Annotated in this window: 20 protein-coding genes, 4 tRNA genes and 1 pseudogene; 17 read left to right on the forward strand and 8 right to left on the reverse strand. The window is 63.7% G+C overall.

Annotated elements, in window-relative coordinates:
- Positions 1–58 precede the first annotated feature (58 nt).
- The 17 genes and pseudogenes from CLU94_RS14370 to ahpF all read left to right on the forward strand — a co-directional run bounded on the left by CLU94_RS14370 (position 59) and on the right by ahpF (position 19,964).
- Complete coding sequence (locus CLU94_RS14370) at positions 59–2,320, forward strand: YgiQ family radical SAM protein (protein ID WP_218965349.1); 2,262 nt, start codon at positions 59–61, stop codon at positions 2,318–2,320.
- Positions 2,321–2,601: 281 nt separating this feature from the next.
- Positions 2,602–2,709: pseudogene (locus CLU94_RS28910) on the forward strand (zinc-ribbon domain-containing protein); the annotation flags it as partial.
- 270 nt (positions 2,710–2,979) lie between these two features.
- On the forward strand, positions 2,980–3,672 hold the full coding sequence (locus CLU94_RS28850) for a hypothetical protein (RefSeq protein ID WP_143451409.1): 693 nt from the start codon (positions 2,980–2,982) through the stop codon (positions 3,670–3,672).
- Between the two features lie 47 nt (positions 3,673–3,719).
- Positions 3,720–4,445, forward strand: coding sequence for a hypothetical protein (locus tag CLU94_RS14380; RefSeq protein ID WP_143451410.1), 726 nt, complete (start codon positions 3,720–3,722; stop codon positions 4,443–4,445).
- A 65-nt stretch (positions 4,446–4,510) separates the two neighbouring features.
- Positions 4,511–5,641, forward strand: a complete 1,131-nt coding sequence (locus CLU94_RS14385; protein ID WP_143451411.1) for a zinc ribbon domain-containing protein — start codon at positions 4,511–4,513, stop codon at positions 5,639–5,641.
- Between the two features lie 9 nt (positions 5,642–5,650).
- On the forward strand, positions 5,651–6,739 hold the full coding sequence (locus CLU94_RS14390) for a zinc ribbon domain-containing protein (protein ID WP_099666101.1): 1,089 nt from the start codon (positions 5,651–5,653) through the stop codon (positions 6,737–6,739).
- A 164-nt stretch (positions 6,740–6,903) separates the two neighbouring features.
- Positions 6,904–7,785: an EamA family transporter gene (locus tag CLU94_RS14395; protein ID WP_099666102.1), complete on the forward strand. Its 882-nt coding sequence runs from the start codon at positions 6,904–6,906 to the stop codon at positions 7,783–7,785.
- Between the two features lie 208 nt (positions 7,786–7,993).
- On the forward strand, positions 7,994–8,953 hold the full coding sequence (locus CLU94_RS14400) for a sugar ABC transporter substrate-binding protein (protein WP_099666103.1): 960 nt from the start codon (positions 7,994–7,996) through the stop codon (positions 8,951–8,953).
- Between the two features lie 84 nt (positions 8,954–9,037).
- Complete coding sequence (locus CLU94_RS14405) at positions 9,038–10,588, forward strand: sugar ABC transporter ATP-binding protein (protein ID WP_099666104.1); 1,551 nt, start codon at positions 9,038–9,040, stop codon at positions 10,586–10,588.
- 18 nt (positions 10,589–10,606) lie between these two features.
- A complete protein-coding gene (locus tag CLU94_RS14410; protein WP_099666105.1) occupies positions 10,607–11,578 on the forward strand; it encodes an ABC transporter permease in 972 nt (323 codons plus the stop codon).
- Between the two features lie 14 nt (positions 11,579–11,592).
- Positions 11,593–12,651 (forward strand): LacI family DNA-binding transcriptional regulator, encoded by a 1,059-nt coding sequence (locus tag CLU94_RS14415; RefSeq protein WP_099666106.1) that lies wholly within the window; start codon positions 11,593–11,595, stop codon positions 12,649–12,651.
- A complete protein-coding gene (rbsK, locus tag CLU94_RS14420; protein ID WP_099666107.1) occupies positions 12,648–13,556 on the forward strand; it encodes a ribokinase in 909 nt (302 codons plus the stop codon). The genes CLU94_RS14415 and rbsK overlap by 4 nt, the downstream gene beginning before the upstream one ends.
- Positions 13,557–13,569: 13 nt before the next feature.
- Entirely contained in the window at positions 13,570–13,962 is a 393-nt protein-coding gene (gene rbsD / locus CLU94_RS14425) for a D-ribose pyranase (RefSeq protein ID WP_099666108.1), read from the forward strand.
- Positions 13,963–14,096: 134 nt separating this feature from the next.
- Positions 14,097–16,940 carry an EAL domain-containing protein gene (locus CLU94_RS14430; RefSeq protein WP_257218812.1) on the forward strand — a complete coding sequence of 948 codons (2,844 nt, stop codon included), beginning with the start codon at positions 14,097–14,099 and terminating at the stop codon, positions 16,938–16,940.
- A 170-nt stretch (positions 16,941–17,110) separates the two neighbouring features.
- Entirely contained in the window at positions 17,111–17,503 is a 393-nt protein-coding gene (locus tag CLU94_RS14435) for a DUF3597 domain-containing protein (RefSeq protein ID WP_099666109.1), read from the forward strand.
- Between the two features lie 195 nt (positions 17,504–17,698).
- Positions 17,699–18,262, forward strand: coding sequence for an alkyl hydroperoxide reductase subunit C (gene ahpC / locus CLU94_RS14440; RefSeq protein WP_077398190.1), 564 nt, complete (start codon positions 17,699–17,701; stop codon positions 18,260–18,262).
- 106 nt (positions 18,263–18,368) lie between these two features.
- Positions 18,369–19,964: an alkyl hydroperoxide reductase subunit F gene (gene ahpF, locus CLU94_RS14445; protein ID WP_099666110.1), complete on the forward strand. Its 1,596-nt coding sequence runs from the start codon at positions 18,369–18,371 to the stop codon at positions 19,962–19,964.
- A gap of 72 nt (positions 19,965–20,036) precedes the next feature.
- On the opposite strand, the gene CLU94_RS14450 is transcribed toward ahpF, so the two are convergent.
- The 8 genes from CLU94_RS14450 to CLU94_RS14485 form a co-directional block, all read right to left on the reverse strand.
- Positions 20,037–20,375: a CzcE family metal-binding protein gene (locus CLU94_RS14450; RefSeq protein ID WP_099666111.1), complete on the reverse strand. Its 339-nt coding sequence runs from the start codon at positions 20,373–20,375 to the stop codon at positions 20,037–20,039.
- 136 nt (positions 20,376–20,511) lie between these two features.
- On the reverse strand, positions 20,512–21,138 hold the full coding sequence (locus CLU94_RS14455; protein WP_099666112.1) for an ATP-binding cassette domain-containing protein: 627 nt from the start codon (positions 21,136–21,138) through the stop codon (positions 20,512–20,514).
- Positions 21,129–22,232 carry a hypothetical protein gene (locus CLU94_RS14460; RefSeq protein ID WP_257218813.1) on the reverse strand — a complete coding sequence of 368 codons (1,104 nt, stop codon included), beginning with the start codon at positions 22,230–22,232 and terminating at the stop codon, positions 21,129–21,131. Before CLU94_RS14460 ends, CLU94_RS14455 begins: the two co-directional genes overlap by 10 nt.
- A 155-nt stretch (positions 22,233–22,387) precedes the next feature.
- Positions 22,388–22,464, reverse strand: a tRNA-Asp gene (locus CLU94_RS14465).
- 56 nt (positions 22,465–22,520) lie between these two features.
- Positions 22,521–22,596: transfer RNA gene (locus CLU94_RS14470), tRNA-Val, on the reverse strand.
- 217 nt (positions 22,597–22,813) lie between these two features.
- A tRNA-Asp gene (locus CLU94_RS14475) sits at positions 22,814–22,890 on the reverse strand.
- Positions 22,891–22,944: 54 nt separating this feature from the next.
- A tRNA-Val gene (locus tag CLU94_RS14480) sits at positions 22,945–23,020 on the reverse strand.
- Positions 23,021–23,199: 179 nt separating this feature from the next.
- Positions 23,200–25,371: a S9 family peptidase gene (locus CLU94_RS14485; RefSeq protein ID WP_099666113.1), complete on the reverse strand. Its 2,172-nt coding sequence runs from the start codon at positions 25,369–25,371 to the stop codon at positions 23,200–23,202.
- Positions 25,372–25,476: the final 105 nt, after the last annotated feature.

Below are 25,476 nucleotides of genomic sequence, written 5' to 3' on the forward strand. Positions count from 1 at the left end.
TTTATTTGCGACCGTTCCCAAGCGGTCTGCCCGCGCTGCCGTGGCGCCTTTCCTGCCGATGTCGCGTGCCGAGATGGACACGCTGGGCTGGGACCAGTGCGACGTCATCCTCGTCACGGGCGACGCCTACATCGACCATCCGAGTTTCGGCATGGCCCTGGTGGGCCGCCTGCTCGAAGCGCAGGGTTACCGCGTCGGCATCATCAGCCAGCCGGACTGGCTGTCGGCCGACGCGTTCCGCATCCTCGGCAAGCCGCGCCTGTACTACGGCATTACCGCCGGCAACATGGATTCCATGGTCAACCAGTACACGGCCGACCGCAAGATCCGCTCCGACGACGCCTACACGGCGAACGCGGAACCGAACAAGCGCCCGGACCGCGCCGTCACCGTGTACGCCCAGCGCGCGCGCGAAGCGTATCCCGACGTGCCCATCGTCATCGGCAGCATCGAAGCGTCGCTGCGCCGCATCGCCCATTACGATTACTGGTCGGACAAGGTCCGCCGTTCCGTCTTGCCCGATTCCAAGGCTGATTTGTTGATCTTCGGCAATGCCGAGCGGGCGCTGGTCGACCTGACGCACCGCCTGGCTGCCGGCGAATCGATCAAGGATATCCGCAACTTGCGCGGCACGGCCTTCATGGTGCCGTCCGGCTGGCTGCCTGGCGACGACTGGGGCGTGCACAATTCCACCCGCGTCGACGTGCCCGGCAAGATCGACCCGCACTACAGCCCGTACGAGATGGTGCAGGAAGACAAGACCGCCTGCGCTACGGAAAATGCGTCGAAGTCGGCCGAAGTCATCAAGCCGATCCGCATCATGAGCCGCGAAGAACGCCTGGCCATGGCCAAGGAAAAGCACGACAAGACGGTGGTGCGCCTGCCCGCCTACGACGTCGTCAAGGATGACCCCGTCATGTATGCGCACGCTTCGCGCGTATTCCACCTGGAATCGAATCCCGGCAATGCGCGCGCCATGGTGCAGGCGCACGGCGAACGCGACGTGTGGCTCAACCCGCCGCCGCTGCCGCTGGCCATGGACGAGATGGATGGCGTGTACGACATGAATTATGCGCGCGCCCCGCACCCGAGCTATGGCAAGGCGCATATCCCCGCCTGGGAAATGATCCGCTTCTCCGTCAACATCATGCGCGGCTGCTTCGGCGGCTGCACCTTCTGCTCGATCACGGAGCATGAAGGACGCATCATCCAGAGCCGTTCGGAACCGTCGATCCTGCGCGAAATTGAGCATATCCGCGATAAAACCAAAGGCTTTACGGGCACCATTTCCGATATGGGCGGCCCGACGGCGAATATGTACCGCCTGGCATGCAAGGAAAAAGAGATCGAAGTGTCGTGCCGCCGCCTGTCCTGCGTGTATCCGTCCATCTGCGTCAACCTGGGCACGGACCACAGCAAGCTCATTTCCCTGTACCGCAAGGCGCGCGCCATTCCCGGCATCAAGAAAGTCTTGATCAGCTCGGGCTTGCGCTACGACCTGGCCGTGCGTTCGCCCGAGTACGTGAAGGAACTGGTGACGCACCACGTCGGTGGCCTGTTGAAAATCGCGCCCGAGCACACGGAAGAGGGCACCTTGTCGAAGATGATGAAGCCCGGCATCGGCGCGTATGACGAGTTCAAGGAAATGTTCGACCGTTTCTCCCTGGAAGCAGGCAAGAAGCAGTATTTGATTCCCTACTTCATCGCCGCCCATCCGGGCACGACGGACGTGGACATGCTGAACCTGGCCCTGTGGCTGAAGAAAAACAATTTCAAGCTGGACCAGGTGCAAACCTTCATGCCCACGCCGATGGCCATGGCGACGACCATGTATCACACGCGCAAGAATCCTTTGCGCAAGGTCACGGCAGACTCGGAAGTGGTGGAAACGGCGCGCAGCGGCAAGATCCGCCGCACGCACAAGGCGTTCCTGCGCTACCAGGACCCGGCCAACTGGCCGATCCTGCGCGAAGCGCTGGTCAACATGGGCCGTGGCGACTTGATCGGCAATGGCGACAAGCATTTGATTCCTGCCTGGACCTCGTCCGAGTCGGGCGGCCTGGCCGCCGGCGAACGCAGCCGCCAGACGCATGGCGCCGGCACGCCGGACAAGTTCAAGGTCACGCCGGGCAAGAACCGTATCGCCCTGGGCGGCACGGCCGCCGCGCCGAAGGCGACCGCCGTCGAGTCGAAGGTGCGTCCATCGATCTTGTCGACCATCAAGACGAAGGCCAAGCCGGCCGCCGTGCCGATGGGCCGTGGCAGCAAGCCGCCAGCCAAGGGCAGCCATGCCGCGCCGGCACGGGGCGGACGCAAGTAAACGGCCCTCGGCACCCCGGGCATCGCCTGAAAACCCGGCAACGCACACAGCGTTGCCGGGTTTTTTGTTATCTGTGCACCAGGATGGGGCGTGACATGCCGTGATGGCAGGATTTTTACCAATATTTAAAAAATGAATAGAGCAAAAGGCAATTTTCCCTTGTGGCAACTTGGTGTTTGAAAATATACTCGTTGAATATTTAGCCGTACGGCAACAATGCTGCCATTCTGGCAAGCGCCAGCGTACGCGCCTTCCAGCGTTTAGATGAAAAGAGATGCCAATTGAAATGCCTTTCCTGCCAGGCCGAAAATAAGCCGGGCGCAAAATTCTGCTCTTCCTGCGGCACGACGTTTGCCGTTGCTCCTGCCGCCGCCGCCCCCGCGCCGGGCAAATCCTGTGGCCAGTGCGGCCATGATTGCAAGCCGGACGCCAAGTTCTGCCCCAAGTGCGCATTCAGCTTTGCCGTGGCGCCCGTTGCCGCAGCGGCGCCGCCGCCGCTGCCGGAAGCGGTCATCGAGCCGCGCATCGAGCCGGTTATCGAGCCGGTCATCGAGGCTGTGATAGCCCCCGTGATCGAGCCGCTTATCGAGCCCGTCACTGAGCCCGTCATTGCATCCATACCCGCGCCTGAGCCAGAACCTGCCCCTGCCCCAGCGCCAGTGGCGGAGCCTGTCGCGCCGCCACCGCCAGTGCTGGAAAAGCGCCGTGCCGATCCTGGCCCTGCAGCGGAACCTGCTCCCGCACCGGCCGGCGTACCCGCAGCGGCATCCGACAGCCCGGCCGGTGGCAGCCGGATCAAGCTGATCGTCGCAGCCGTCGCGGCGGTAGTGGTAGTGGGTGCGGCAGGCGGATACTATTACCTGTCAGCCAAGCCTGCCGAACCCGCGCCAGTCCCCACGCCGACGCTTCCCGCCGACGACACGACGGCTGCTGCCGAGCAGCCGCTGGCCATCAGCGACCCTGCGCTCGATGGCGCCACGACGGCCGACCATGCCGCGACACCTGCTGCCGAGCCTGAGCCTGAGCCAGCGGCAGCCCCCGCACCGGTTCCTGCTCCGGCGCCAGCGCCAGCGCCGGCACCGGCACCGGCACCTGTCGCGGAAAAACCCGCCAAGCCCGTCAAGGTGACGCCGCCGGCCGCGCCTGTCAGCAAGCCTTCCGGTCTCGAAAGCGTGATCACGGACAGCCTGTCGGAAGCGAGCCACTGCATGAGCCAGCGCAAATACGACTGTGCCATTGCCAACGCGAATGCCGTGTTGCGCATGGACACGGGCAACCGCTACGCGCTCGACATCAAGCGCAAGGCGAAAGAAGCGCAGGACAAGGCGCTGTCGCAAATCCAGATCGAGTAAGCCGCGCTGCTTGCCTTCCCCCTATTTTGATCTTTCCGGAGAATAACGTGAAAAACCTGAAACAAATGGCCAAGCCCCTGGTGGCGATGCTGGTCGTGTCCTCGATGCTGGCCGGTTGCGCCGCGCCGGGCGGCCCTGGCGCCACCGGCAATACCACCACCGCCGGCACGGACGCGGCCAGCGGCGAATGCAATACGGCCATGCTGGCCGGCATCGGCGCCGTCGTGGGCGGCTTGCTGGGCGGTGGCAACAATACCGTGCGCGGTGCGGCCCTGGGCGCCAGCCTGGGCGCGCTCGCTTGCGTGGCCTTGAATTATCAAAGCCAGCAAGTTAAGACGGCGCAGCAGGTGCAGACCGACTATAAGGTGGCCAACAAGGGCAAGCTGCCCGAGCAGTCGACCCTGGTGAAATACGAGACGGGCTTTACGCCTTCCTCCGTGCGTCCGGGCCAGAAGGCGCAGACCAATTCGTATATCGAAGTGGCGGCCGGCACGCGCGATCCGAACCCGCTGGTGGAAGAGGAATTGAGCCTGTACAAGCCAAATGGCGACTTGATCAAAACCGTGCGCAAGGTGGTCAGCAGCAATAACGGCAGCGGCGCCTACAAGGGCGGCTTCTCGATTCCCATGCCGGAAGGCGTGCCGCAGGGCATTTACCCGGTACGCACGGCCCTGTACCTGAATAGCAAGCGCGTCGGTGGCCAGGACGTCAAGCTGCAGATCGTCCAGCGCCAGGCGCCTGCATCCGAGCTGCAACTGGCGCAGGCCTACTAACACCGTGCTACCACGGGGCGGCCAGGCAGGCCGTCCCCTTTCGATTTCCCCCTTTCAGGCTAGACATGACCATTTCCACAGAAGCAGCTAAACCTCTTCCCTTTTCCTCCGCCGTGGGTTCGCTGATCGAAGCGACCGACGCCATCAGGAACTTCCGCGCGATTGCCTTGCTGGCCCTGACCTTCATCGGCGCCGTGCTCGTCGGTGGCGTGCTGACGATGCTTGCCGGCGGCATGAGCAGCGCGCTGCTGGCCTTCCTGGGCGCCTTGATGGCCTTCCTCGTGATGTTTTACGGTTCCAATGCCGTGGGCATCCTGCTGATGCGCGATGCGCAAGGCCAGCCGGGCATGAGCCTGGTGGATGCCGTGCTCGTTTCGCTGTACACGAGCCACCGCCTGATCGCGGTCGTCTTCCTTGAATTTCTGATCGTGCTGGCGGCCATGATCGCCATCGCCATCATCTTGTTCGTCTGCAAGATCCCCGTGCTCGGCCCCGTGCTGTACGCGGTCGTCTTCCCGCTGTCGGCCATCGTGCTGGGCGTGCTGGTGTTTGCGCTGTTCTACGTGATGCTGCCGCTGGCCGGCCCCGCCGCCTGGTCGGGCGCCAGCGTGTTCCAGATCATTGCCCGCCTGAACCAGATCGTGCGCACCAAGCTGGTGTCCGTGATCTTGCTGGAAGTGCTGCTGTTCCTGATCACCGCGTTTGTGGCCCTGCTGATCTTTGGCGTGCTCGGTACCGGCGTGTCGCTCACCACGGGCATGTCGGCCGGCATCCTCAGCCTGGGCGAGATGAATATGTATGCGCTGGCTGCGGGCCTGGGTCGTGGCGGCTCCGGTTCCGGCTACATCGTAGCAGCCGGCCTGGGCGGCGGCTTGCTGATGGCGGCCGCGGCCGTGGTGCCTGGTTTGATCTTTACCAAGGGCGTGTGCATCATTTACCTGGATGCCACGCGCAATGTCGATTTCAGCGCCTCGGAAGCGAGCCTGAACGACGGCCTGGCCACGGTCAAGAAAAAAGCCGAGGAAGCGCGCGAGCGCGCGCGTGCCCTGGCCGAGCAGGCGAGCGCCCCCGCCGCGCCAGCCGCTGCCGCTGCACCGGCCGCCGCGCCGGTTGACAGCCTGCAGTGCCCAAGCTGCAAGGCACCGGTCGCATCCGATGATGTGTTTTGCGGCGAATGCGCGCATAAACTCAAGTAAAGGCACGCCATGGCTCACTTCTGCACCCAATGCGGCACCGCCCATGTTCCCGGCGCGCGTTTTTGCGATGAATGCGGCAAGGCCGTGAACGCCGCGCCGTCGCCCGCACCTGCGCCGGCACCCGTCGCGCCCGTCAAGCCAGCCGGTGTGCAGCGGCGCCACCTCATCCTTGCCGGCGGCGTGCTGGCGGTGGTCGTCGTGGCCGGTGGCGCGCTGGCGTGGTTGCTGGCGCCAGAGGCAGCCTCGTCCAGCAGTTTCAGCCGCGCCATCGACGCCCATCTGGCGGCCGATGAGGCGGTGCGCGACAAGTTGCTGTGCCTTGCCAACTTGCCGTACCAGAAGGAAGAGATCCGCGTGGCGTCGTACGACAGTTCCACTCGGCAATGGCTGGATATCCTCGTGCGTAGCGGGCTGTACAGCGCACCCGTCGAGCAAAGCAGCGGCGGCTGGGTTGCGCAATCGCAATTCGTCTACGCGCTGGCCGCGCCTGGCAGGGCGGCCTTGCGCGGCGACAAGCTGTGCGTGGCCAAGGGCGTGAAAGTGGCCAAGGTCAGCGGCTACGATCAGGTGCGCGACCTGGGCGAACAGCAGGTGGCGATGGCCAAGGCCACCCTGGCGTTGACCGATGAGGCAGCGTGGTTCGCCAAGTCGCCGGACCGCGCATTGATCCTGCAACGCTTGCCGGACGGCGACCTGGAAGTGCGGCTGCCGCTGGCGCTGGTCGACAAGCAGTGGCAAGTCATCGACCAAGCGCAGATGAGCCAGGCGGCCATGACCGGTGTGATGGGCAAAGCGCGGGCAGGGCAGGGCGCGGGCATGCTGGACAAGCTGAAAAGCGTGTTCCGCTTTGGCGGCCACCCGGCGGTGGGGAAATGGCAGGCGGCGATGGGCAATGTCCTGGAATTTACACGCGACAGCGTGATCAATAACGGGACCTCGACCAAGGCCACCTTCACCACCAACGGCAATACCGTGACGATCGCGCCGGAAGGCGCGGGCGAAACGGCCATGGACATTATCGTCAGCGACGATGGCAGCACGGCGCAGATCAGCATGGGCGGCATGCGGGTGACGACGCTGCGCCGCATGCGCGATTAAGCAGCTGTTCAGGCGGCGCAGCTTGCCGCCTTGCAGCATTCCAGAAGCCCGGCCATGCCGGGTTTTTTTTCGCCGCCGACCAGGCAGGGGAGGCAGGTATTTATCTTGACATCAAGATAGTTCGCGCCCACACTGGTCTTTTATCTTAATGTCGAGATAGTTTCATGGCCTCTTCCTTTGCCCGCCCCGCCTGGGGCGATATTCTGCTCACGGCGCTGGCGCCCCTGATCTGGGGTTCCACGTATATCGTCACGTCCGAACTGCTGCCGCCGCACCGGCCCTTCACGGCAGCCCTGATCCGCGTGTTGCCGGCCGGCATGCTGTTGCTGCTGCTGATGCGGCGCCTGCCCGCGCGGCGCGACTGGGTCCGCGTGCTGATCCTGTCCGCGCTGAATATCGGCGTGTTCCAAGCGCTGCTGTTCGTGGCCGCCTACCGCTTGCCGGGCGGCTTGGCGGCCGTGGTGGGGGCCATCCAGCCGCTGCTGGTGATGGGCCTGGCCTGGGGCGTGGAAGGGCGCCGGCCGGCCCGCCTGGCCCTGGGCGCCAGCGTGCTGGGCGTGGCCGGCATGGGCGTCTTGCTGTTGTCGCCGCGCACGGTGTGGGAACCCATCGGCATCGCCGCCGCGCTGGGCGGCACGGCCTGCATGGCGGCCGGCACTTACCTGACGCGGCGCTGGAAGCCGGACTTGCCCGTGCTGGCGCTGACGGGCTGGCAATTGCTGCTCGGCGGCCTGATGCTGGCGCCCGTCGCCTGGCTGGCCGACGCGCCCTTGCCGGCACTGTCCGTGCAGCAAGTGCTGGCCTACGCCTACCTGTGCCTGGCCGGCGCCCTGCTGGCGTATGCCTTGTGGTTCCGCGGCATCGCCCGCCTGTCGCCCGTGGCCGTGTCCTCGCTGGGCTTGCTCAGCCCCCTGATGGCCGTCGTGCTGGGCTGGGCCTTGCTGGGCCAGGCCATGACGGGATGGTCGATGCTGGGCTTGCTGCTGGTGCTGGCCAGCGTGCTGGCCGTGCAGTGGGCCAGCGCCCGTCCCGCAACAAAGTCCTGACTTCCGCGTATTTCCCTCCGGCAGGCTGATGGCATCAGCTTGCCGATTTCCCTCTGAACGCTCCCTTTTTGCTGCACCGCACATACAGTTTTGCTTGCACTGATATGGGGCATTGAGGCACTATTCGCTTCGCGCAAACGTTTGCGCGCAACGAATTTCCTAAAAAGCATGCAGTACACGTGCTTGACCAACAACTCTGGAGACGCTCATGACATCCCGTATTCGCCTGAAAATGATTGCCGCCGCTGTCCTGGTGTGTGCCTTGCCCGCCGTGCCGGCGATGGCGCAGACACCTGCCAAACCAAAGGTGGCGCTGGTGATGAAGTCGCTCGCCAATGAATTTTTCCTGACCATGGAAAATGGCGCCAAGGCGCATCAGAAGGCGAATGCCGCCAAGTACGACCTGCTGTCGAACGGCATCAAGGATGAAACGGATACGTCGAGCCAGATCAAGCTGGTCGAGCAAATGATCGTCTCGCGCGTCAACGCGCTGGTGATCGCGCCGGCCGACTCGAAGGCGCTGGTGCCGGTGCTGAAGAAAGCCATCGACGCGGGCATCATCGTCGTCAATATCGACAACAAGCTCGACGCGGGCGCCCTGAAAGAGAAGGGCATCACCGTGCCGTTCGTTGGCCCGGACAACCGCAAGGGCGCCAAGGTCGTCGGCGATTACCTGGCGCAGCAAATCAAGAAGGGCGAGCCCGTCGGCATCATCGAAGGCGTGTCCACCACCTACAATGCGCAGCAGCGCACCCTGGGTTTCCAGGATGCCATGACGGCAGCCGGCGCCAAGGTTGTCAGCGTGCAGTCGGGCCAGTGGGAAATCGCCCCCGCCAACACGGTGGCGGCCGCCATGCTGAACGCCAATCCGAATATCAAGGCTTTGCTGTGCGGTAACGACAACATGGCCATCGGCGCCATTTCCGCCATCAAGGCGGCCGGCAAGACGGGCAAAGTGCTCGTCGTCGGCTACGACAACATCAACGCCATCAAGCCGATGCTGGCCGATGGCCGCGTGCTGGCTACCGCCGACCAGTTCGGTTCGCAACAAGCCGTGTTCGGCATCGAGACCGTGCTGAAAGCCCTGGCGCAGAAGAAGAAACAGGCCGAGCTTGGTGGCGTCATCGAAACCAAGGTCGAACTGGTCGCCAAGGGCGCCAAGTCCTGATCGTTTGATCCCGCCGGGGCCGGCGCCCGCTTGCTCACCGAGCAGGCGGCGCCGGCCCCGCCGCCACTACCGCGGAGTTTTATCATGCCCACCGACATTCCACCGGCGCCAGCCGCCATCCCCTTGTTAACGCTCGATAACATCGGCAAGTCCTATGTCGGCCCCGTCCTCGGTGGCGTGGGCCTGCGCTTCGCCCCTGGCCAGGTGCTGGCGCTGACGGGCGAAAACGGCGCGGGCAAGAGCACCTTGTCGAAGATCATCTGCGGCCTGGAGCAAGCCACCACGGGCACGATGCTGCTCGACGGCAAGCCTTACCAGCCCGCCTCGCGCGGCGCCGCCGAGGCGCTGGGCATCCGCATGGTGATGCAGGAACTCAACCTGATTCCCACCCTGTCGATCGCGGAAAACCTGTACCTGAAGAATTTGCCGCAGCGTTTCGGCTTCATCGACCGTACGCGCCTTGAGCGCGACGCGCGCGAACAGATGGAAAAAGTGGGATTGGGCGGCCTCGACCCGTGGACTTTGGTCGGCGAGCTGGGCATCGGTCACCAGCAAATGATCGAGATCGCGCGCAATTTAATTGGCGCTTGCCGCCTGCTGGTGCTCGATGAACCGACGGCCATGCTGACGCACCGCGAAGTGGAATTGCTGTTCCTGCAAATCGAACGCCTGAAAGCCGAAGGCGTGTGCATCATCTATATTTCCCACCGCCTGGAAGAACTCAAGCGCGTGGCCGACCGCATCGCCGTGCTGCGCGACGGCCAGCTCGTGTGCGACGACGATATCGCGGGCCACTCCGCAGCCGACCTGGTCAGCCTGATGGTGGGCCGCTCGGCCGACGACGCCGTCGACCTGAGCGGCCGCACCATCGGCGCACCGCTGCTGCGCGTGCGGGGCCTGGCGCGCGGCAAGGTCGTCAACCCCACCTCGTTCGACTTGCGCGCCGGCGAAATCCTCGGCATCGCCGGCTTGATCGGCTCGGGCCGCACGGAATTGCTGCGCCTGATTTTCGGCGCCGACCGCGCCGACGCCGGTGACGTGTTCCTCGGCGACAGCGCAACGCCCGCCGCCTTGCACTCGCCGCAGGCCGCCGTGCAAGCGGGCATCGCCATGATCACGGAAGACCGCAAGGGCCAAGGCTTGCTGTTGCGCCAGTCCATCGCCGTCAACACGACTTTGGCCTCGCTCGACACCGTCAGCGGCGCTGGCTGGCTCAACGACGCGGCCGAAGCGACGGTGGCCGACGACTATATCCAGCGCCTGGGCATCCGCTCGCGCAACAGCGCGCAAACGGTGGCCGAATTGTCTGGCGGCAACCAGCAAAAGGTGGTGATCGCCCGCTGGCTGTACCGCGACTGCCCCGTCATGCTGTTCGACGAGCCCACGCGCGGCATCGATATCGGCGCCAAGTTTGATATTTATCAGGTGCTGGCCGAACAGGCGCGCCAGGGCAAGGGCCTCGTCATCGTCTCGAGCGACTTGCGCGAACTGATGCTGATCTGCGACCGCATCGCCGTCATGAGCGCCGGCAGCATCGTCGACACCTTCGAGCGCGGCGCCTGGAGCCAGGACGCGCTGCTGTCGGCCGCCTTCTCCGGCTATTTGACCCCCACTTCCACTCCAGCTGCGGCCTGATCCGCCGGAAAGATTCCCATGACCACCAACTCCTCTCCTTCGTATCTGCAGCGCAGCCTGGCCGACCTGAAAAACTATGCGGGCCTGATCGGCGCCCTGGTCGCCATGTGCGTGCTGTTCTCGTTTGCCAGCGAAAACTTCTTCACGCTCGCCACCCTGAGCACCCTGTCGAACAATATTCCCACCCTGGTGGTGATGGCCGTCGGCATGACGTTCGTGCTGATCATCGGCGGCATCGACCTGTCCGTCGGTTCCGTCATGGCGCTGGCCGCGTCCGTGCTGTCGCTGGCCGTCGTGCACTGGGGCTGGCCCGTGTGGAGCGCGGCCCTGCTGGGCATGTTCGTCGCCGCCCTGTGCGGCGCCACCACGGGCCTCATTTCCGTCGGCTGGCGCATTCCCTCGTTCATCGTCTCGCTGGGCGTGCTGGAAATGGCGCGCGGCATGGCGTATCAAGTGACGAACTCGCGCACGGAATACATCGGCAGCGCCGTTGACGGCATCAGCTCGCCGATCGCGTTCGGCCTGTCGCCTGCCTTCATCGCCTCGATCGCCATCGTCGTCATCGGCCACCTGGTACTCACGCGCACGGTGCTGGGCCGCCACTGGATCGGCATCGGCACGAACGAGGAAGCCGTACGTTTGTCCGGCATCAATACAAAACCGTCGAAGGTGCTGGTGTTTGCCTTGATGGGCTTTCTGGCCGGCGTGGGCGCGCTGTTCCAGGTGTCGCGCCTGGAAGCGGCCGACCCGAACGGCGGCGTGGGCATGGAATTGCAAGTGATCGCCGCCGTGGTGATTGGCGGCACGAGCCTGATGGGCGGGCGCGGTTCCGTCATCAGCACCTTTATCGGCGTGTTGATCATTTCCGTGCTGGAAGCGGGCCTGGCGCAAGTGGGCGTGTCGGAACCCGTGAAACGCATCGTCACGGGCCTGGTGATCGTCGCCGCCGTGGTGCTCGACACCTACCGCCGCCGCGGCGAACGCGCCTAAGCGCCACATCGCCCATGGCAACCATCAAGCAAGTGGCGCAGGCGGCGGGGGTGTCGTTTACTACCGTGTCGCACGTCCTCAACAATACCCGCCCCGTCAGCGACGAGGCGCGCCGCGCCGTGCTGGCGGCGGCGGAGCAATTGCATTACGTGCCCAGCGCGCTGGCGCGTTCCTTGCGCAGCCGCAGCACGGGCACCATCGGCCTGATCATTCCCAACAATACGAACCCGTATTTTTCGGAAGTGGCGCGCGGCATCGAGGACAGCTGCTACGCGGCCGGCTACAGCGTCATTTTGTGCAATTCCGATGACGACCCCGTCAAGCAGCGCGATTACCTGAACGTGCTGCTGACCAAGCGCTGCGACGGCCTGATCCTGTCCGCGCTGGCCGACAGCGATGGCGAATTGCTGCGCAAGATGAAGGTGCCGGCCGTGCTGCTCGACCGCGCGCCCAGCGACCTGTCCATCGATGCCGTGGCCGTCGACAACCGCGCCGGCGGCGTGCTGGCCGCGCGCCATTTGCTGGGCCTGGGACGCCGGCGCCTCGCCTGCATCGCCGGTCCCCGCGAAGTGAGCATTTCCAACGACCGCATAGCCGGCGTGCGCAGCGCCATGGCGGACGCCGGCGTGGTTCTGGCCGACGCCCTGTGCCGCCACAGCGATTTTACGAGCGCGGGCGGCTATGCGGCCGCGCTGGACTTGCTGGCGCTGCCGCCAGACCAGCGCCCCGATGCCTTGTTCTGCTGCAATGACCTGATGGCCTTCGGCGCCTTGCGCGCCGCCGCCGAGCGCGGCATTGCCGTGCCGTGCGAACTGGCCGTCGTCGGCTTCGACGATATCGACCTGGCCAGCTTCGTGCATCCGGCCCTGACCAGCGTGGCGCAAAATACGCGCGAACTGGGCCGCATCACGGCCGCCTGCCTGCTGGCGCGCATCGCCGACCCCGCCTTGCCGCGCCAGCAGCGCAGCATCGCCCCGGAATTGCACGTGCGCGGCTCCAGCGCGGCCGTCACGCTATCTTCTTCCGCACCTACTTCTTCACCTGCAACTGAACTGATGGGAATGACATCATGATCGTGGTTATCGGCAGCATCAATATGGACCTGGTCTTGCGCGTGCCGCGCATGCCCCTCCCCGGCGAAACCCTGACGGGCGGCGCCTTTCGCACCATTCCTGGCGGCAAGGGCGCCAACCAGGCCGTGGCCTGCGCGCGCCTGAGCGGCAAAGTGGCGGGCGCCCAGCAAGTGGCCATGGTCGGCTGCGTGGGCGACGACGCGTTCGGCGCGACGTTGCGCTCCGCGCTCGTCGGCGACGGCATCATCGACAGCCACATCACCACCTTGCCGGGCGTGGCGTCCGGCATCGCCTCGATTCTTGTCGATGACAATGGCCAGAACAGCATCGTCATCGCCGGCGGCGCCAACGATCTGTTGAGCCCGGCGCACATTGATGCGGCGCAAGGCTTGATCGAACAGGCCGATATCGTCGTGCTGCAGCTGGAAACGCCGATGGCCACCGTCGTGCACGCCATCAAGCTGGCCCGTTCGCTGGGCAAGACCGTGGTGCTGAACCCGGCCCCGGCGGCCAGCTTGCCGGATGGCGTGCTGGAACTGGTCGATTACCTGATTCCGAATGAAATCGAAGCGGCCATGCTGGCCGGCGTCAGTCCGGATGGCGCGGATGCCAAGGCGCTGGCCGCCGCACTGCAAAAGCTGGGTAGCGACAACGTCATCATCACTCTCGGTTCCAAGGGCGTGCACGCGGCCCTGTACGGCGGCGATTTCACCTTCCCCGCCGAAGTGGTGCAAGCCGTCGACACGACGGCCGCCGGCGACACCTTCATCGGCGGTTTTGTGGCGGGCCTGGCGTCCGGCATGGACGAGGCGGAAGCGATCCAGCAAGGCCAGCGCGCGGCCGCCTGGAGCGTCACCAAGCCCGGCGCGCAAACCTCGATCCCTCACTTGCACGAGCTGTTCTAACGACACGACGCCCATGAAAAAATCACCGCTGCTCAATATCGCACTGTCGCAACTGATCGCTTCGCTCGGCCATGGCGACATGCTCGTCATCGGCGACGCGGGCTTGCCGTCGCAGCCGGGCGTGCCCCTGATCGACCTGGCCCTGACGCGCGGCATCCCCGGCTTCATCGATACCGTCAACACGGTATTGACTGAAATGCAGGTGGAATACCATTTGCTCGCCAGCGAGTTGCCGCAGCATAATCCGGCCATGGCGGCGCAGGTGGCGGCCTTGTCCCTGCCCGATGCGCGCCAGGTGACGCACGAGGAGTTCAAGCAATTGAGCAAGGGCGCGCGCGCCATCGTGCGCACGGGCGAGTGCAGTCCGTATGCCAACATCATTTTGGTGGCCGGCGTCGTGTTCTAGCGCAAACAATGGCGACATTGTTTGCCAAAAACATCAACGCTATTGTCCTCACTGAAATAGTTATCCATTGGCAAAAGGGGCGGCTACAATAGCCTTACCCCTGCCAGCTCGGCAGCTTCCTGTGGTGTTCCGCCATGCCGATGAAAGCCCGCGACGCTTTCCGCCTTGTCTTGCCGCTCGCCGGCAGGCTGGCGCGCGCCTGGCGCGGCTTTGTCTTCCTGCTGCTGTGCCTGGCCACACCAGCCCGGGCGCTGGAACCCGTTACCCTGCAGCTCAATTTCACGCACCAGTTCCAGTTTGCCGGTTATTACGCGGCCATCGAGCAAGGCTATTACCGCGAGGCGGGGCTGGAAGTCAGGCTGGTCGAAGGGGGCGGCGGGCCGCTGGCCGAGGCGGCCGTGCTGGCGGGCCAGGCCGAGTATGGCGTGGGCAACAGCACCTTGTTGCTCAGCCGCCTGGCCGGCAAGCCCCTGGTGGTGCTGGCCGTCGTGTTCCAGCATTCGCCCAGCGTGCTGCTGATGCGCCAGCAGGGCGGCGCGCCCGACGTGCGCAAGCTGGTGGGGGCGCCCGTGATGATCGGCGCGGCCGGCGACGTGGCCCTTGCCGCCGATGAAGTGTCGCTGTTCCTGGCGAAAATGGGCGTCGCGCCGCAGCAGATGCGCCACTTGCCGCCCAGCTACCGCATCGAGGATTTGATCGATGGCAAGGTCGACGCCGTCGCCGCGTATTCCACCAACGAACCGGACTACCTGGACCGGGCGGGCTTTCCCTATTACCAGTTCACGCCGCGCACGGCCGGCATCGATTTCTACGGCGACAACCTGTTTACCAGCGAGCATGAACTGCGCCGCCATCCCGAGCGCGTGAAAGCGTTCCGCGCGGCCAGCCTGCGCGGCTGGCAATACGCGATGGCGCACCGCGAGGAAATGGCGCAACTGATCCACGTCAAGTACAGCCAGCGCCACGACCGCGCGCACCTGCTGTACGAGGCGCAGCAGATGGAATTGCTGCTGCAGCCCGTGCTGGTGGAGCTTGGCTACATGAATCCCCAGCGCTGGCAGCACATCGCCGACACGTATGCCAGCATGGGCGTGCTGCCGCGCAATGCCACGGACAGCCGCGCCTACAAGGGTTTCCTGTATCGCCCCGTGCCAGGCGCCGACCTGGGCTGGCTATACCTGTCGCTGGGCCTGGCGGGCAGCTTGCTGGCCGTGTCGGCGGCCTTTCACTTCAACAACCTGGCACGCGAGCGCCGCCGCACGGAGGAAACCATCCGCCAGGGGGAATTGCGCTTTCGCACCATGTTCGAGGAAGCGCCCATGGGCATCGCCCTGATCGATACCGTGAGCGGACAGTTTCTCGACATCAATCCGCGCTACCTGGCCATCAGCGGGCGCAGCCTGGAACACATGAAGCAAACGAGCTGGATGGAGATCAGCCATCCCGACGATGTGCCCGGCGAGCAGGAGCAGGTGGCGCAGTTGCTGGCGCGTAGCCTGCAGGGCTTTCGCCACGCCAAGCGGATCGTCCGGCCCGATGGCGGCGTGGTATGGGTCGACGCTTCGGTGACGGCCATCGCCACGGCGCGCCATGGCGGCCCGCACCACCTGTGCATGCTGGAAGACGTGACGGACAAGCGGCAAACGGAAGCGCTGATCTGGCAGCAAGCCAACTTCGATACCCTGACGCAATTGCCGAACCGGCGCATGTTCCACGAACGCCTGCGCCAGGCGCTGGCCCAGGGGCGGCGCGATACGAGCCGCGTGGCCATCCTGTTCATTGACCTCGACCATTTCAAGGAAGTCAACGACACCCTCGGCCACCACCAGGGCGATATCCTGCTGATCGAGGCGGCGCGGCGCATCCGCGTGGGCGTGCGCGAGACGGACACGGTGGCGCGCCTGGGCGGCGACGAATTCACGGTGATCCTGTCCGACCTCGATGATCTGCAGCAAGTCGACCGCATCGCGCGGCAGATACTCGACGGCTTGCTGGCGCCATTCCTGCTGGGGCAGGAGCAGGCCTTCGTTTCGGCCTCGATCGGCATCACCCTGTATCCGGACGACGCGGGCACCATCGAGGAATTGCTCAAGCACGCGGACCAGGCCATGTACGTGTCGAAAGGGGCGGGGCGCAACCGTTACAGCTACTTTACGCCCGCCATGCAGGTGGCGGCCGTCAACCGCATGCGCCTGGGGGCGGACTTGCGCACGGCCCTGCGCGAACAGCAGATGCAGCTGTATTACCAGCCCATCGTCGCGCTGCATGGCGGACGCATCGAGAAGGCGGAAGCCTTGCTGCGCTGGCACCATCCGCAACGGGGCCTCGTGTGCCCGCCGGATTTCCTCGCGCTGGCCGAAAGCAGCGGCCTGATCGTGGAGATCGGCGACTGGGTGCTGTGCACGGCGGCGGCGCAACTGCTGCATTGGCGTGCGCAGGGCCATGCCATCGGCTTGCCGGGGCTGCAACTGTGCCTGAACCAGTCGTCGCTGGAATTGCAGCGCGAAGTCGAGGCGCCCGGCACCTGGCTGCGCCAGCTGGCGGCGCTCGGTGTGCCGGCCTCGGCCATCGTGCTCGACATGCGTGAAGATGTGCTTTTACCTGGCGGCACCAGTATGGCGCCCCGCTTGCAGCATTTGCGCGAAGCGGGCTTGCAGATCGCCCTGGACGACTTCGGCAGCGGCCATGCTTCGCTGACGCAATTGCAGCAATGCGGCATCGATTACCTGAAGCTCGACGGCGTGCTGGTGCGCAAGCTGGCGCCCGGCGCCAGCGAGCTGGTGCTGTGCGAAGCCATCGTCACCATGGCCCACAAGCTGGGCTTGCGGGTGATTGCCGAAGGGGTGGAGACCGATGAGCAGCGCGCGCGGCTGCTGGAGATCGGCTGCGATTTTGCGCAAGGCGAGCTGTTTGCGCCGCCGCTGGCCATCGAAGCGTTCGACGCGCTGCTGCGCGCGCAGCGGCCCTTGCACCCTTGAAACAGGCATCGCCTGCCACCAGATGGCATTCACGCCTGCGGGACAGGGCTCCCGGCTTGAACGGGCTTATACTCGACGGGCTGGCGCCTGCGCCCGGCTTTGCTGTCACCGGTACCTACACCGGGAGCGCAGGCAGTATTTCTTCCATTCACTCAACTCGAGGTGACCTCATGGGCATTTTCAGCAATATCTACAACAAGATCTTCCACCATTCGTCCGACGCTGCCCCGGCAGCCACGCCAGCCGCCGCTACCGACGCGCCAGCGGCCGCCGCACCGGCCGCTGCACCAGCGGCTGCCGTGCCGGTGGTGGACGTGGAAGTGGTGCTGGTCGACCTGGCCAGCAAGAACGCGGAAAAACTCAATTGGCGCACGTCCATCGTTGACCTGATGAAACTGCTTCAACTGGACAGCAGCCTGGCTTCGCGCAAGGAACTGGCACAAGAGCTGCATTTCACGGGTGACACCAACGATTCGGCCAGCATGAATATCTGGCTGCACCGCCAGGTGATGATCAAGCTGGCGGAAAACGGCGGCAAGGTACCGGAAGAGCTGAAGAATTAAGAACTGAACACCTGGCGGCGGCAGGGGTATCCACTGTCACCGCTATCCAATCCCGTGGGAACTGCCTATCATGGAGTTCCCATGGCGTCATGATAGCTAAAACTAATTGAAACTATTGTGACAATCAATTTTGCATATGGATTAAAACCCCTTACACTAGAGTCTTACTGATTCACCACACGAGAGGAAATGACTATGTCGCTGATCAATACCCAAGTTAAACCATTCAAGGCAACCGCTTACCACAATGGCAAATTCGTCGACCTGACGGAAGCGTCGCTGAAAGGCAAGTGGTCGGTATTCGTCTTCTACCCAGCCGACTTCACCTTCGTTTGCCCAACCGAACTGGAAGATCTGGCCGATCACCACGCTGAATTCCAGAAACTGGGCGTCGATGTCTACGGTATCTCGACCGATACCCACTTCGCGCACAAAGCCTGGCACGACACCTCGGACGCGATCAAGAAAGTGCAATACGCACTGATCGGCGACCCAACCGGCGCCCTGTCGCGCAACTTCGAAGTCATGATCGAAGAAGAAGGCCTGGCACTGCGCGGTACCTTCGTCATTAATCCTGACGGCTTCATCAAAGTGCTGGAAGTGCATGACAACGGCATCGGCCGTGACGCAGCGGAACTGTTGCGCAAAGTCAAAGCCGCTCAGTACGTGGCGAACCACCCAGGCGAAGTGTGCCCAGCCAAATGGACGGAAGGCGCAGCGACCCTGACCCCATCGCTGGACCTGGTTGGCAAGATCTAAGTCTTGAAACCTTGCAACATCTAGCAGCAAACAAGTAGTTACCGCGATGCCGGACCGGGTGTCCGGCCCGGCATTCGCCTAAATATTTGTAGAAAAGGAAAACATCATGTTAGACGCCACCCTCAAAACCCAACTGAAATCCTACCTGGAAAAAGTGGTGTATCCGCTTGAGTTGGTCGCTTCTCTCGATGACAGCGCAAAAGCCCGCGAGATGAAAGAATTGCTCCAGGAAATAGTCCTGTTGAGCGACAAGATCACGCTGGTCGAGCGCACTGACGCTGGCGTACGGACCCCGTCGTTCAGCATCAACCGCCCAGGCACCGATATCGGCGTGCGTTTCGCCGGCGTGCCGCTGGGCCATGAATTTACCTCGCTGGTGCTGGCGCTGCTGCAAGTGGGCGGCCACACCATCAAGTTCGACGATGCCGTGATCGAGCAGATCCGCAACCTCGACGGCGATTACGAATTTGAAACGTTTATTTCGCTCTCCTGCCATAATTGCCCGGAAGTGGTGCAGGCATTGAATGCCATGGCCGTGATCAACCCGCGCATCAAGGTCACCACCATCGATGGCGGCGTGTTCCCGCAAGAAGTGGAAGCGCGCCAGATCATGGCCGTGCCGATGATGTTCCTGAATGGTGAACACTTCGGCCAGGGTCGCACGAATGTCGAGGAAATCCTCGCCAAGCTCGACACCAACGCCGGCGCCCGCCAGGCGGAAGCGCTGAACAAGAAAGACGTGTTCGACGTGCTGATCGTCGGCGGCGGCCCTGCCGGCGCGGCAGCGGCCATCTACGCGGCCCGCAAAGGCATCAAGACGGGCGTGCTGGCCGAGCGTTTCGGCGGCCAGGTGCTCGACACCCTTGCCATCGAAAACTTTATTTCCGTCAAGGAAACGGATGGTCCGAAGTTCGCCATGGCGCTGGAACAGCACGTCAAGGAATACGAAGTCGACATCATGAACACCCAGCGCGCCGCGAAATTGACGCCGGGCAAATTGGTGCAGATCGAAACGGCGAATGGCGCGATCCTGAAAGCCAAGACCGTCATCCTGGCCACCGGCGCCCGCTGGCGCGAAATCAACGTGCCGGGCGAGAAGGAATACCGCAACCACGGTGTCGCCTACTGCCCGCACTGCGATGGCCCGCTGTTCAAGGGCAAGCGCGTGGCCGTGATCGGCGGCGGCAACTCGGGCGTGGAAGCGGCGATTGACCTGGCCGGCCTCGTGAAACACGTGACCCTGATCGAGTTCGGCGCGGAATTGCGCGCCGATGCGGTGCTGCAACGCAAGCTGCACAGCCTGCCTAACGTGACCGTGATCACCTCGGCGCAAACCACCGAGATCCACGGCGACGGTAAGATCGTCAATGGCCTGAGCTACACGGACCGGGTCAGCGGCGAATCGAAGAAGGTCGAGCTGGAAGGCGTCTTCGTGCAAATCGGCCTGGTGCCGAACACGGAATGGCTGAAAGGCACGGTAGCGTTGTCGCGCCACGGCGAAATCGAAGTCGATGCCCGCGGCCAGACCTCGATCCCCGGCGTGTTTGCGGCCGGCGACGTCACCACGGTGCCGTACAAGCAGATCATCATCGCCACCGGCGAAGGCGCCAAGGCAGCCCTGTCCGCCTTTGACCACCTGATCCGCTCGGACGACGAGGAAGTGGTCGAAGAGTCTGCCGCCAAGGAAGCACTGACGGCGTAACTATTGAGCCGTATCAAGAAAAAACCGGAACTGCTGCAAGGGGGTTCCGGTTTTTTTATGCACAGAAGAAACTTAGCTGCCCGCGTACAGCGGATTGCCGGCCACATACACCTGGATGCCATCGACGGGCATGTCCTTCGGCGCGATGTCGGCCAGGGCGAAGACGGTCCTGTTGTTGAAGGTGTGCACGTGCCACGTAAAACGCTGGCCGGCGCGCGCGATGGTGACGGTTTCGCCGTGCGTGACGTTGATGTGGCGGGCGTCGGCCTGCAGCTCGATGGTGCGCTGGGCAGCGGCGTGCGGGGCGCTGCTGCCATAGTCGGTAGCCGTGCCCGTGGGGCCGGCGGCGATGGCCGAGGTGGCGAAGGCGGCGCACAAAATCGCCAGGGCGCGGCGGTGGGTGTTCAACATAGTAATCTCCAAGAATAAGCCAGGCGCGGTGAATAAGCGCGCCGTGTTATGGGTAATGGCTGCACCGGGATCGCCGGTTTTTGCAACACGGCATCGTAAGCTGTCCTTGGTCGATCTGCAAAGCTGTATTTCCTGTCTATATTTCCAGTGTCGCCGCCAGCGGCACGTCCGGCGCCAAATGGCTGGTCAGCACGATGCATTGGCGCGCCAGGCGGGACGGCTCGGCCAGGCGCGCGCGCAGGTGGGTCATGGCGGCCGCGTCGAGGCCGTTGAACGGTTCGTCGATCAGCAGCAGGCGCACGGGCAAGGCCAGGGCCAGGGCCAGTTGCAGCTTTTTATGCTGGCCCAGCGAGAGGGCGGTGATGCTTTGCTGCAAGGTTGATGTCATGGCAAAGGCGTGCAGTTCCGCGTTCAGCAGCGATTGGTCGCTGCCTGGGTACAGGGCCAGGTGCAGGTCGAGAAACTCGTGCACTTGCAGCCAGGGCAGGGCGGGCGTGTCGCCGCCGCAATAGAAGGTCTGGGCACGGTAGGCCAGCGGCATGGCGACGCTGTCGATGTCATCGAGGCGGATGGCGCCGCGCGCGGGCAGCAGGGCGCCGCCCGCCAGTTTCAGCAGGGTTGTCTTGCCGGCGCCGTTCGCGCCGCGCAGCCAGGTGACGCCGGGGCCGAATTGCTGGTTGTAGCCCTGGAAGACGCTGTGCGTGGGGAAGTGAAAATCGAGGTGCTCGAGGTGCAGCACGGGAGTAGGCAGGTTCAATTCCATAGTTCGCTTCCGATGGCGCTCAAGGCAAGGATGGAGAAAACGACGAGGGTGACGCGCCCGCGCGGCGTCAGGCGGGACAGGCCGACGATGGCCAGCAGGGCCGCGCTGGCGGTGAGGGCGTAGACGCAGGTCACGCGCCGCTGCAGGGCGGCGGGATCGATGCAATACAGCAAGACGCCAGCGCCCAGCAGCACGGCAAAGGCGGGGAGCAGGCTGGCGGCGCAGGCCAGGCGCGTCAAGGTCGTGCTGGCCAGGGGCCAGGCGTTCAATGCGGGGCGCAGCACGGCGATCTGTTCGCGCACGGCCTTGTCGCCCCGGTCCGTCACGATGACCAGGCTGGCGCTGGCCAGCAAACCGAGCAGCGGCGCGGGCACGAGCGGTGCGCGCAGCAGCCAGGCCAGCATGCTGGCGCCGGCAGTGGCCAGCAGCACGCTTTGCTGCAGGCCGATCACATTTTCATTGCGCCAGAACGGCAGCCAGAACAGCTGGCGCCACAGGAATATCGTACGCCAGCGGGGCCGTTGCGGCACATACGCCGTCATCGTGGGCGCACGCGCCCTGTGGGCGGGCCGCGGCGCGCGCAGGCGTTGCGCCACGATGCGCGCCGTTAGCAGCCACGCCAGCAGCCAGACGGCGAGGGTGGCGGCCATGCCGGGCGCGGCAATGGGGCGCAGCCAGGGCGGCGACTGCAGCAGCCAGATGGTGGCCGAGACGGCATAGGCGAGGCCCAGCGGCAGCATCAGCAGGCCGGCCACGGCGATGTCGGCTTGCCAGCGCAGGTGGCGCGGCAAGGGCAGCTGGCGCAGCCACGCGGCGGTGGCGGCAGGCAACAATCGCTTGCGCAGCAGCCAGGCGGGCAGGCATGTCAGCAGCATTTGCGCCGCCAGCAAGCTCAGGGCCGCTGGCCAGGGCAGGTTCATGGCGAGAAATCCCGGCAGGGCGATGACGCTGAGCAGGCCCAGCAGGACGGGACCGGCCAGGAACACGAGAATTTCCATCGAACTGGCCAGGCTGGCGGCAAATTGCAGCAAAGCATGATGGGCCAGGCGCAAGCGCAGGGCGAGGTAGGGGGAAAAGCTGCGGGGCAGGCGCATCAGGCAGGAACGGAGTCAGGGTAGCGCCGATTCTAACAGCCGGGGTCAGGCCCCCGGATAAGTTAGCTTTGAGCTTGACGTTGGCGGTGTTGAGGGTCTGACCCCACAATGGGAAAAGCCCTTCGGTTCCAGGAACCAAAGGGCTTTTCTTTTATTGGCGGAGCGGACGGGACTCGAACCCGCGACCCCCGACGTGACAGGCCGGTATTCTAACCAACTGAACTACCACTCCAAGCTCGTATGATCTGTGTTGCTGATCCATGAAGCACTGGATAATTTTCTGTTTGGTGGTGGGTGCTGAGAGGCTCGAACTCCCGACCTACGCCTTGTAAGGGCGCCGCTCTACCAACTGAGCTAAGCACCCGCATACCCAGAAAACTATCCCGACGTTTGTCACCACGTCTGGAAGAGGCACTATTATAGGGGGCGCTATCGTGCTTGTGCAACTATTCTTGAGGGGGAATGGCAGTTTTTTTGCTGAAAAGCGCAAAAATGTTCAGGCGAGGGGGGATGGACGTGTTTTTGGCTTCTGAAATGGGAAAAGCCCTTCGGTTCCAGGAACCAAAGGGCTTTTCTTTTATTGGCGGAGCGGACGGGACTCGAACCCGCGACCCCCGACGTGACAGGCCGGTATTCTAACCAACTGAACTACCACTCCAAGCTCGTATGATCTGTATTGCTGATCCATGAAGCACTGGACAGTTTTCTGATTTGGTGGGTGCTGAGAGGCTCGAACTCCCGACCTACGCCTTGTAAGGGCGCCGCTCTACCAACTGAGCTAAGCACCCGTTGCTTGTCTCAGAAAACCATCCCGACGTTTGTCACCACGTCTGGAAGAGGCGCTATTATAGGACGGGTAAAATCCTTGTGCAAGCGCTTTTTTCACATTATTGCCCGAATGCGGTTGGGAGCATCTGAAAAAAGTGCAGGGCAATGTAACGCTGCCATGGGCTTTTTCTCAGGGCTCCTATTCCGTGATGCCCCATTGCGACAGCATCCACGCCATATTGAACGCATTCTCGGCGATGGCGTTATAGCGGCCCGACGCGCCGCCGTGGCCGGCACCCATATTCGTTTTCAGCAGCAGGGGATTGCTGTCCGTTTTATAGGCGCGCAGTTTGGCCACATATTTTGCCGGTTCCCAGTACATGACCTGGCTGTCGTTCAGGCCCGTCGTCACCAGCATGGCGGGATAGTTCTTGCGCGCAATGTTGTCATACGGCGAGTAGCTGAGCATGTAGTCGTATGCGGCCTTCTGGTTCGGGTCGCCCCATTCCAGGTACTCGCCCGTCGTCAGGGGCAGGCTGGCGTCCATCATGGTGTTCATCACGTCGACAAACGGTACGGCCGCGTGCACGGCGTGGAACAGGTCGGGGCGCATGTTGACGACGGCGCCCATCAGCAAGCCGCCCGCGCTGCCGCCCTGGATGATGAGGCGGTTCGGGCTGGTCCATTTTTCGCGCACCAGGTAGTCGGCGCTGTCGATGAAGTCATTGAAGGTGTTTTTCTTCTTCATCAGCATGCCGTCTTCATGCCAGGCTTCGCCCATGTCGGTGCCGCCGCGGATATGCGCCTGCGCATAGATGACGCCCCGTTCCAGCAGGCTGATGCGGCTGATGGAAAAAGTGGCTTCCGTGGAAATGCCGTAGGAGCCGTACGAGTACAGCAGCAGCGGCGCTGAACCGTCGAGCTTGACGCCTTTCTTGTAGACGACCCACAGCGGCACTTGCACGCCATCGCGCGCCTTCACCCACAAGCGCTGCGTGGTGTAGCGGCTGCTGTCGAAGCCGCCGACGATTTCCTGCTGCTTCAGCACCGTGCGCTTGCCGTCCTGCATGCTGACGTCGATGACGGTGGGCGGCGTGACGGGAGACTGGTAGGACATGCGAAACTGCGTGGCGGAAAATTCCGGCGTGCCAGCCGCCGTGGCCAGGTAGACGGGGTCGTCGAATTGCACTGCCTTCCAGTTCTTTTGCGCAAAATCAAAGATGCGGGCGCGGTTCAGGGAGCGTGCCTTTTCCATCACCACCAGGTAACCCTGGAAGACGTCGATGGACTGGATCACGGCATCCTTGTTATGCGGCACGACGGGCTTCCAGTTCTTCGGCTGCGGCGCAGACAGCGGCGCGCTGACGACACGGAAATTCTTCGCCCCCTTGTTGGTCAGAATATACAACTGGCCGTCGCGGTGCTCGATGCCGTAGCGGTGGCCTTTTTCACGTTTCAGCACGGATTGGAACGTGCCTTGCGGCTTGCTCGTTGGCAGCAGCAGCACTTCGCTCGTGTCCGTGCTGCCCGAGGTGAGCACGAAGAATTGCTTGTCGCGCGTGCGGCCCACGTTGATGGCGAACTGCTCCACAGGCTCGTGGTAGACCTGTTGCGGCGCACCGCCCAGGGCCAGGCGGAACAAGCGGTCCGAGCGCTTGGTGGTGGCATCTTCCTGCGCCAGCATCAGGGTGGCGTTATCCGCCGCCCAGGCCAGCGATGTCACGCGCGGCATGCTGTCGCCCAGCAACTTGCCCGTTTTCAAATCCTTGACGTGCAGCTCGTACTGGCGGAAACCCGTCGTGTCGGTGGTGTAGGCCAGCAACTGTTCATTCGGGCTGATGCTGAAGGCGCGCACGGCAAAGAATTTGTGGCCTTCGGCCAATTGATTCTGGTCCAGCAAGACTTCCTCTGCCGCCTGCGCATCATAGGCGCCGCTGGCGCCGACGGGGCGGCGGCAGTGAATCGGATATTGCTTGCCCGCTTCCATGCGCGTGTAATAGTAGAAATTGCCCTGGCGCGCAGGCACGGACAAGTCCACTTCCTGCATGCGTCCCTTGACTTCCGCCGTTACCTTGTCGGCCAGCGGCTGGATCGGCGCCGTGACGGCTGCCGTGTAGGCGTTTTCCGCATTCAGGTAGTCGATCACGGCAGGATCGGCTTTCTTTTGCAGCCAGCGGTAGTCGTCCGTGACGACCGTGCCGTGGCGCGTTTCTTGCCAGGCCGTCTTGGCGGCGACGGGAGCGACGGCCGTGGCGATGGTGGTGGTGGTGTCGGCTGCCAGCGCGGATGGCGCCAGCGTGGACAGTAGCAGGGCCGGCAGGATGGATGACCAGACGGACCGGCGACGCAAGGCATGATGTGCTGTAGACAAGGCAACTCCTTTGAATAGTTGTGTCAGGATTGTAATCTTGCTATTGGGAAAAGCAACCGCTGATCGTCGCCATCGGGTCCCGTGCGTTTCAACTTGCATCCCGGC

Origin of the sequence: Janthinobacterium sp. 13 (assembly GCF_002749695.1) — a bacterium.
Lineage (GTDB): Bacteria > Pseudomonadota > Gammaproteobacteria > Burkholderiales > Burkholderiaceae_D > Janthinobacterium > Janthinobacterium kumbetense.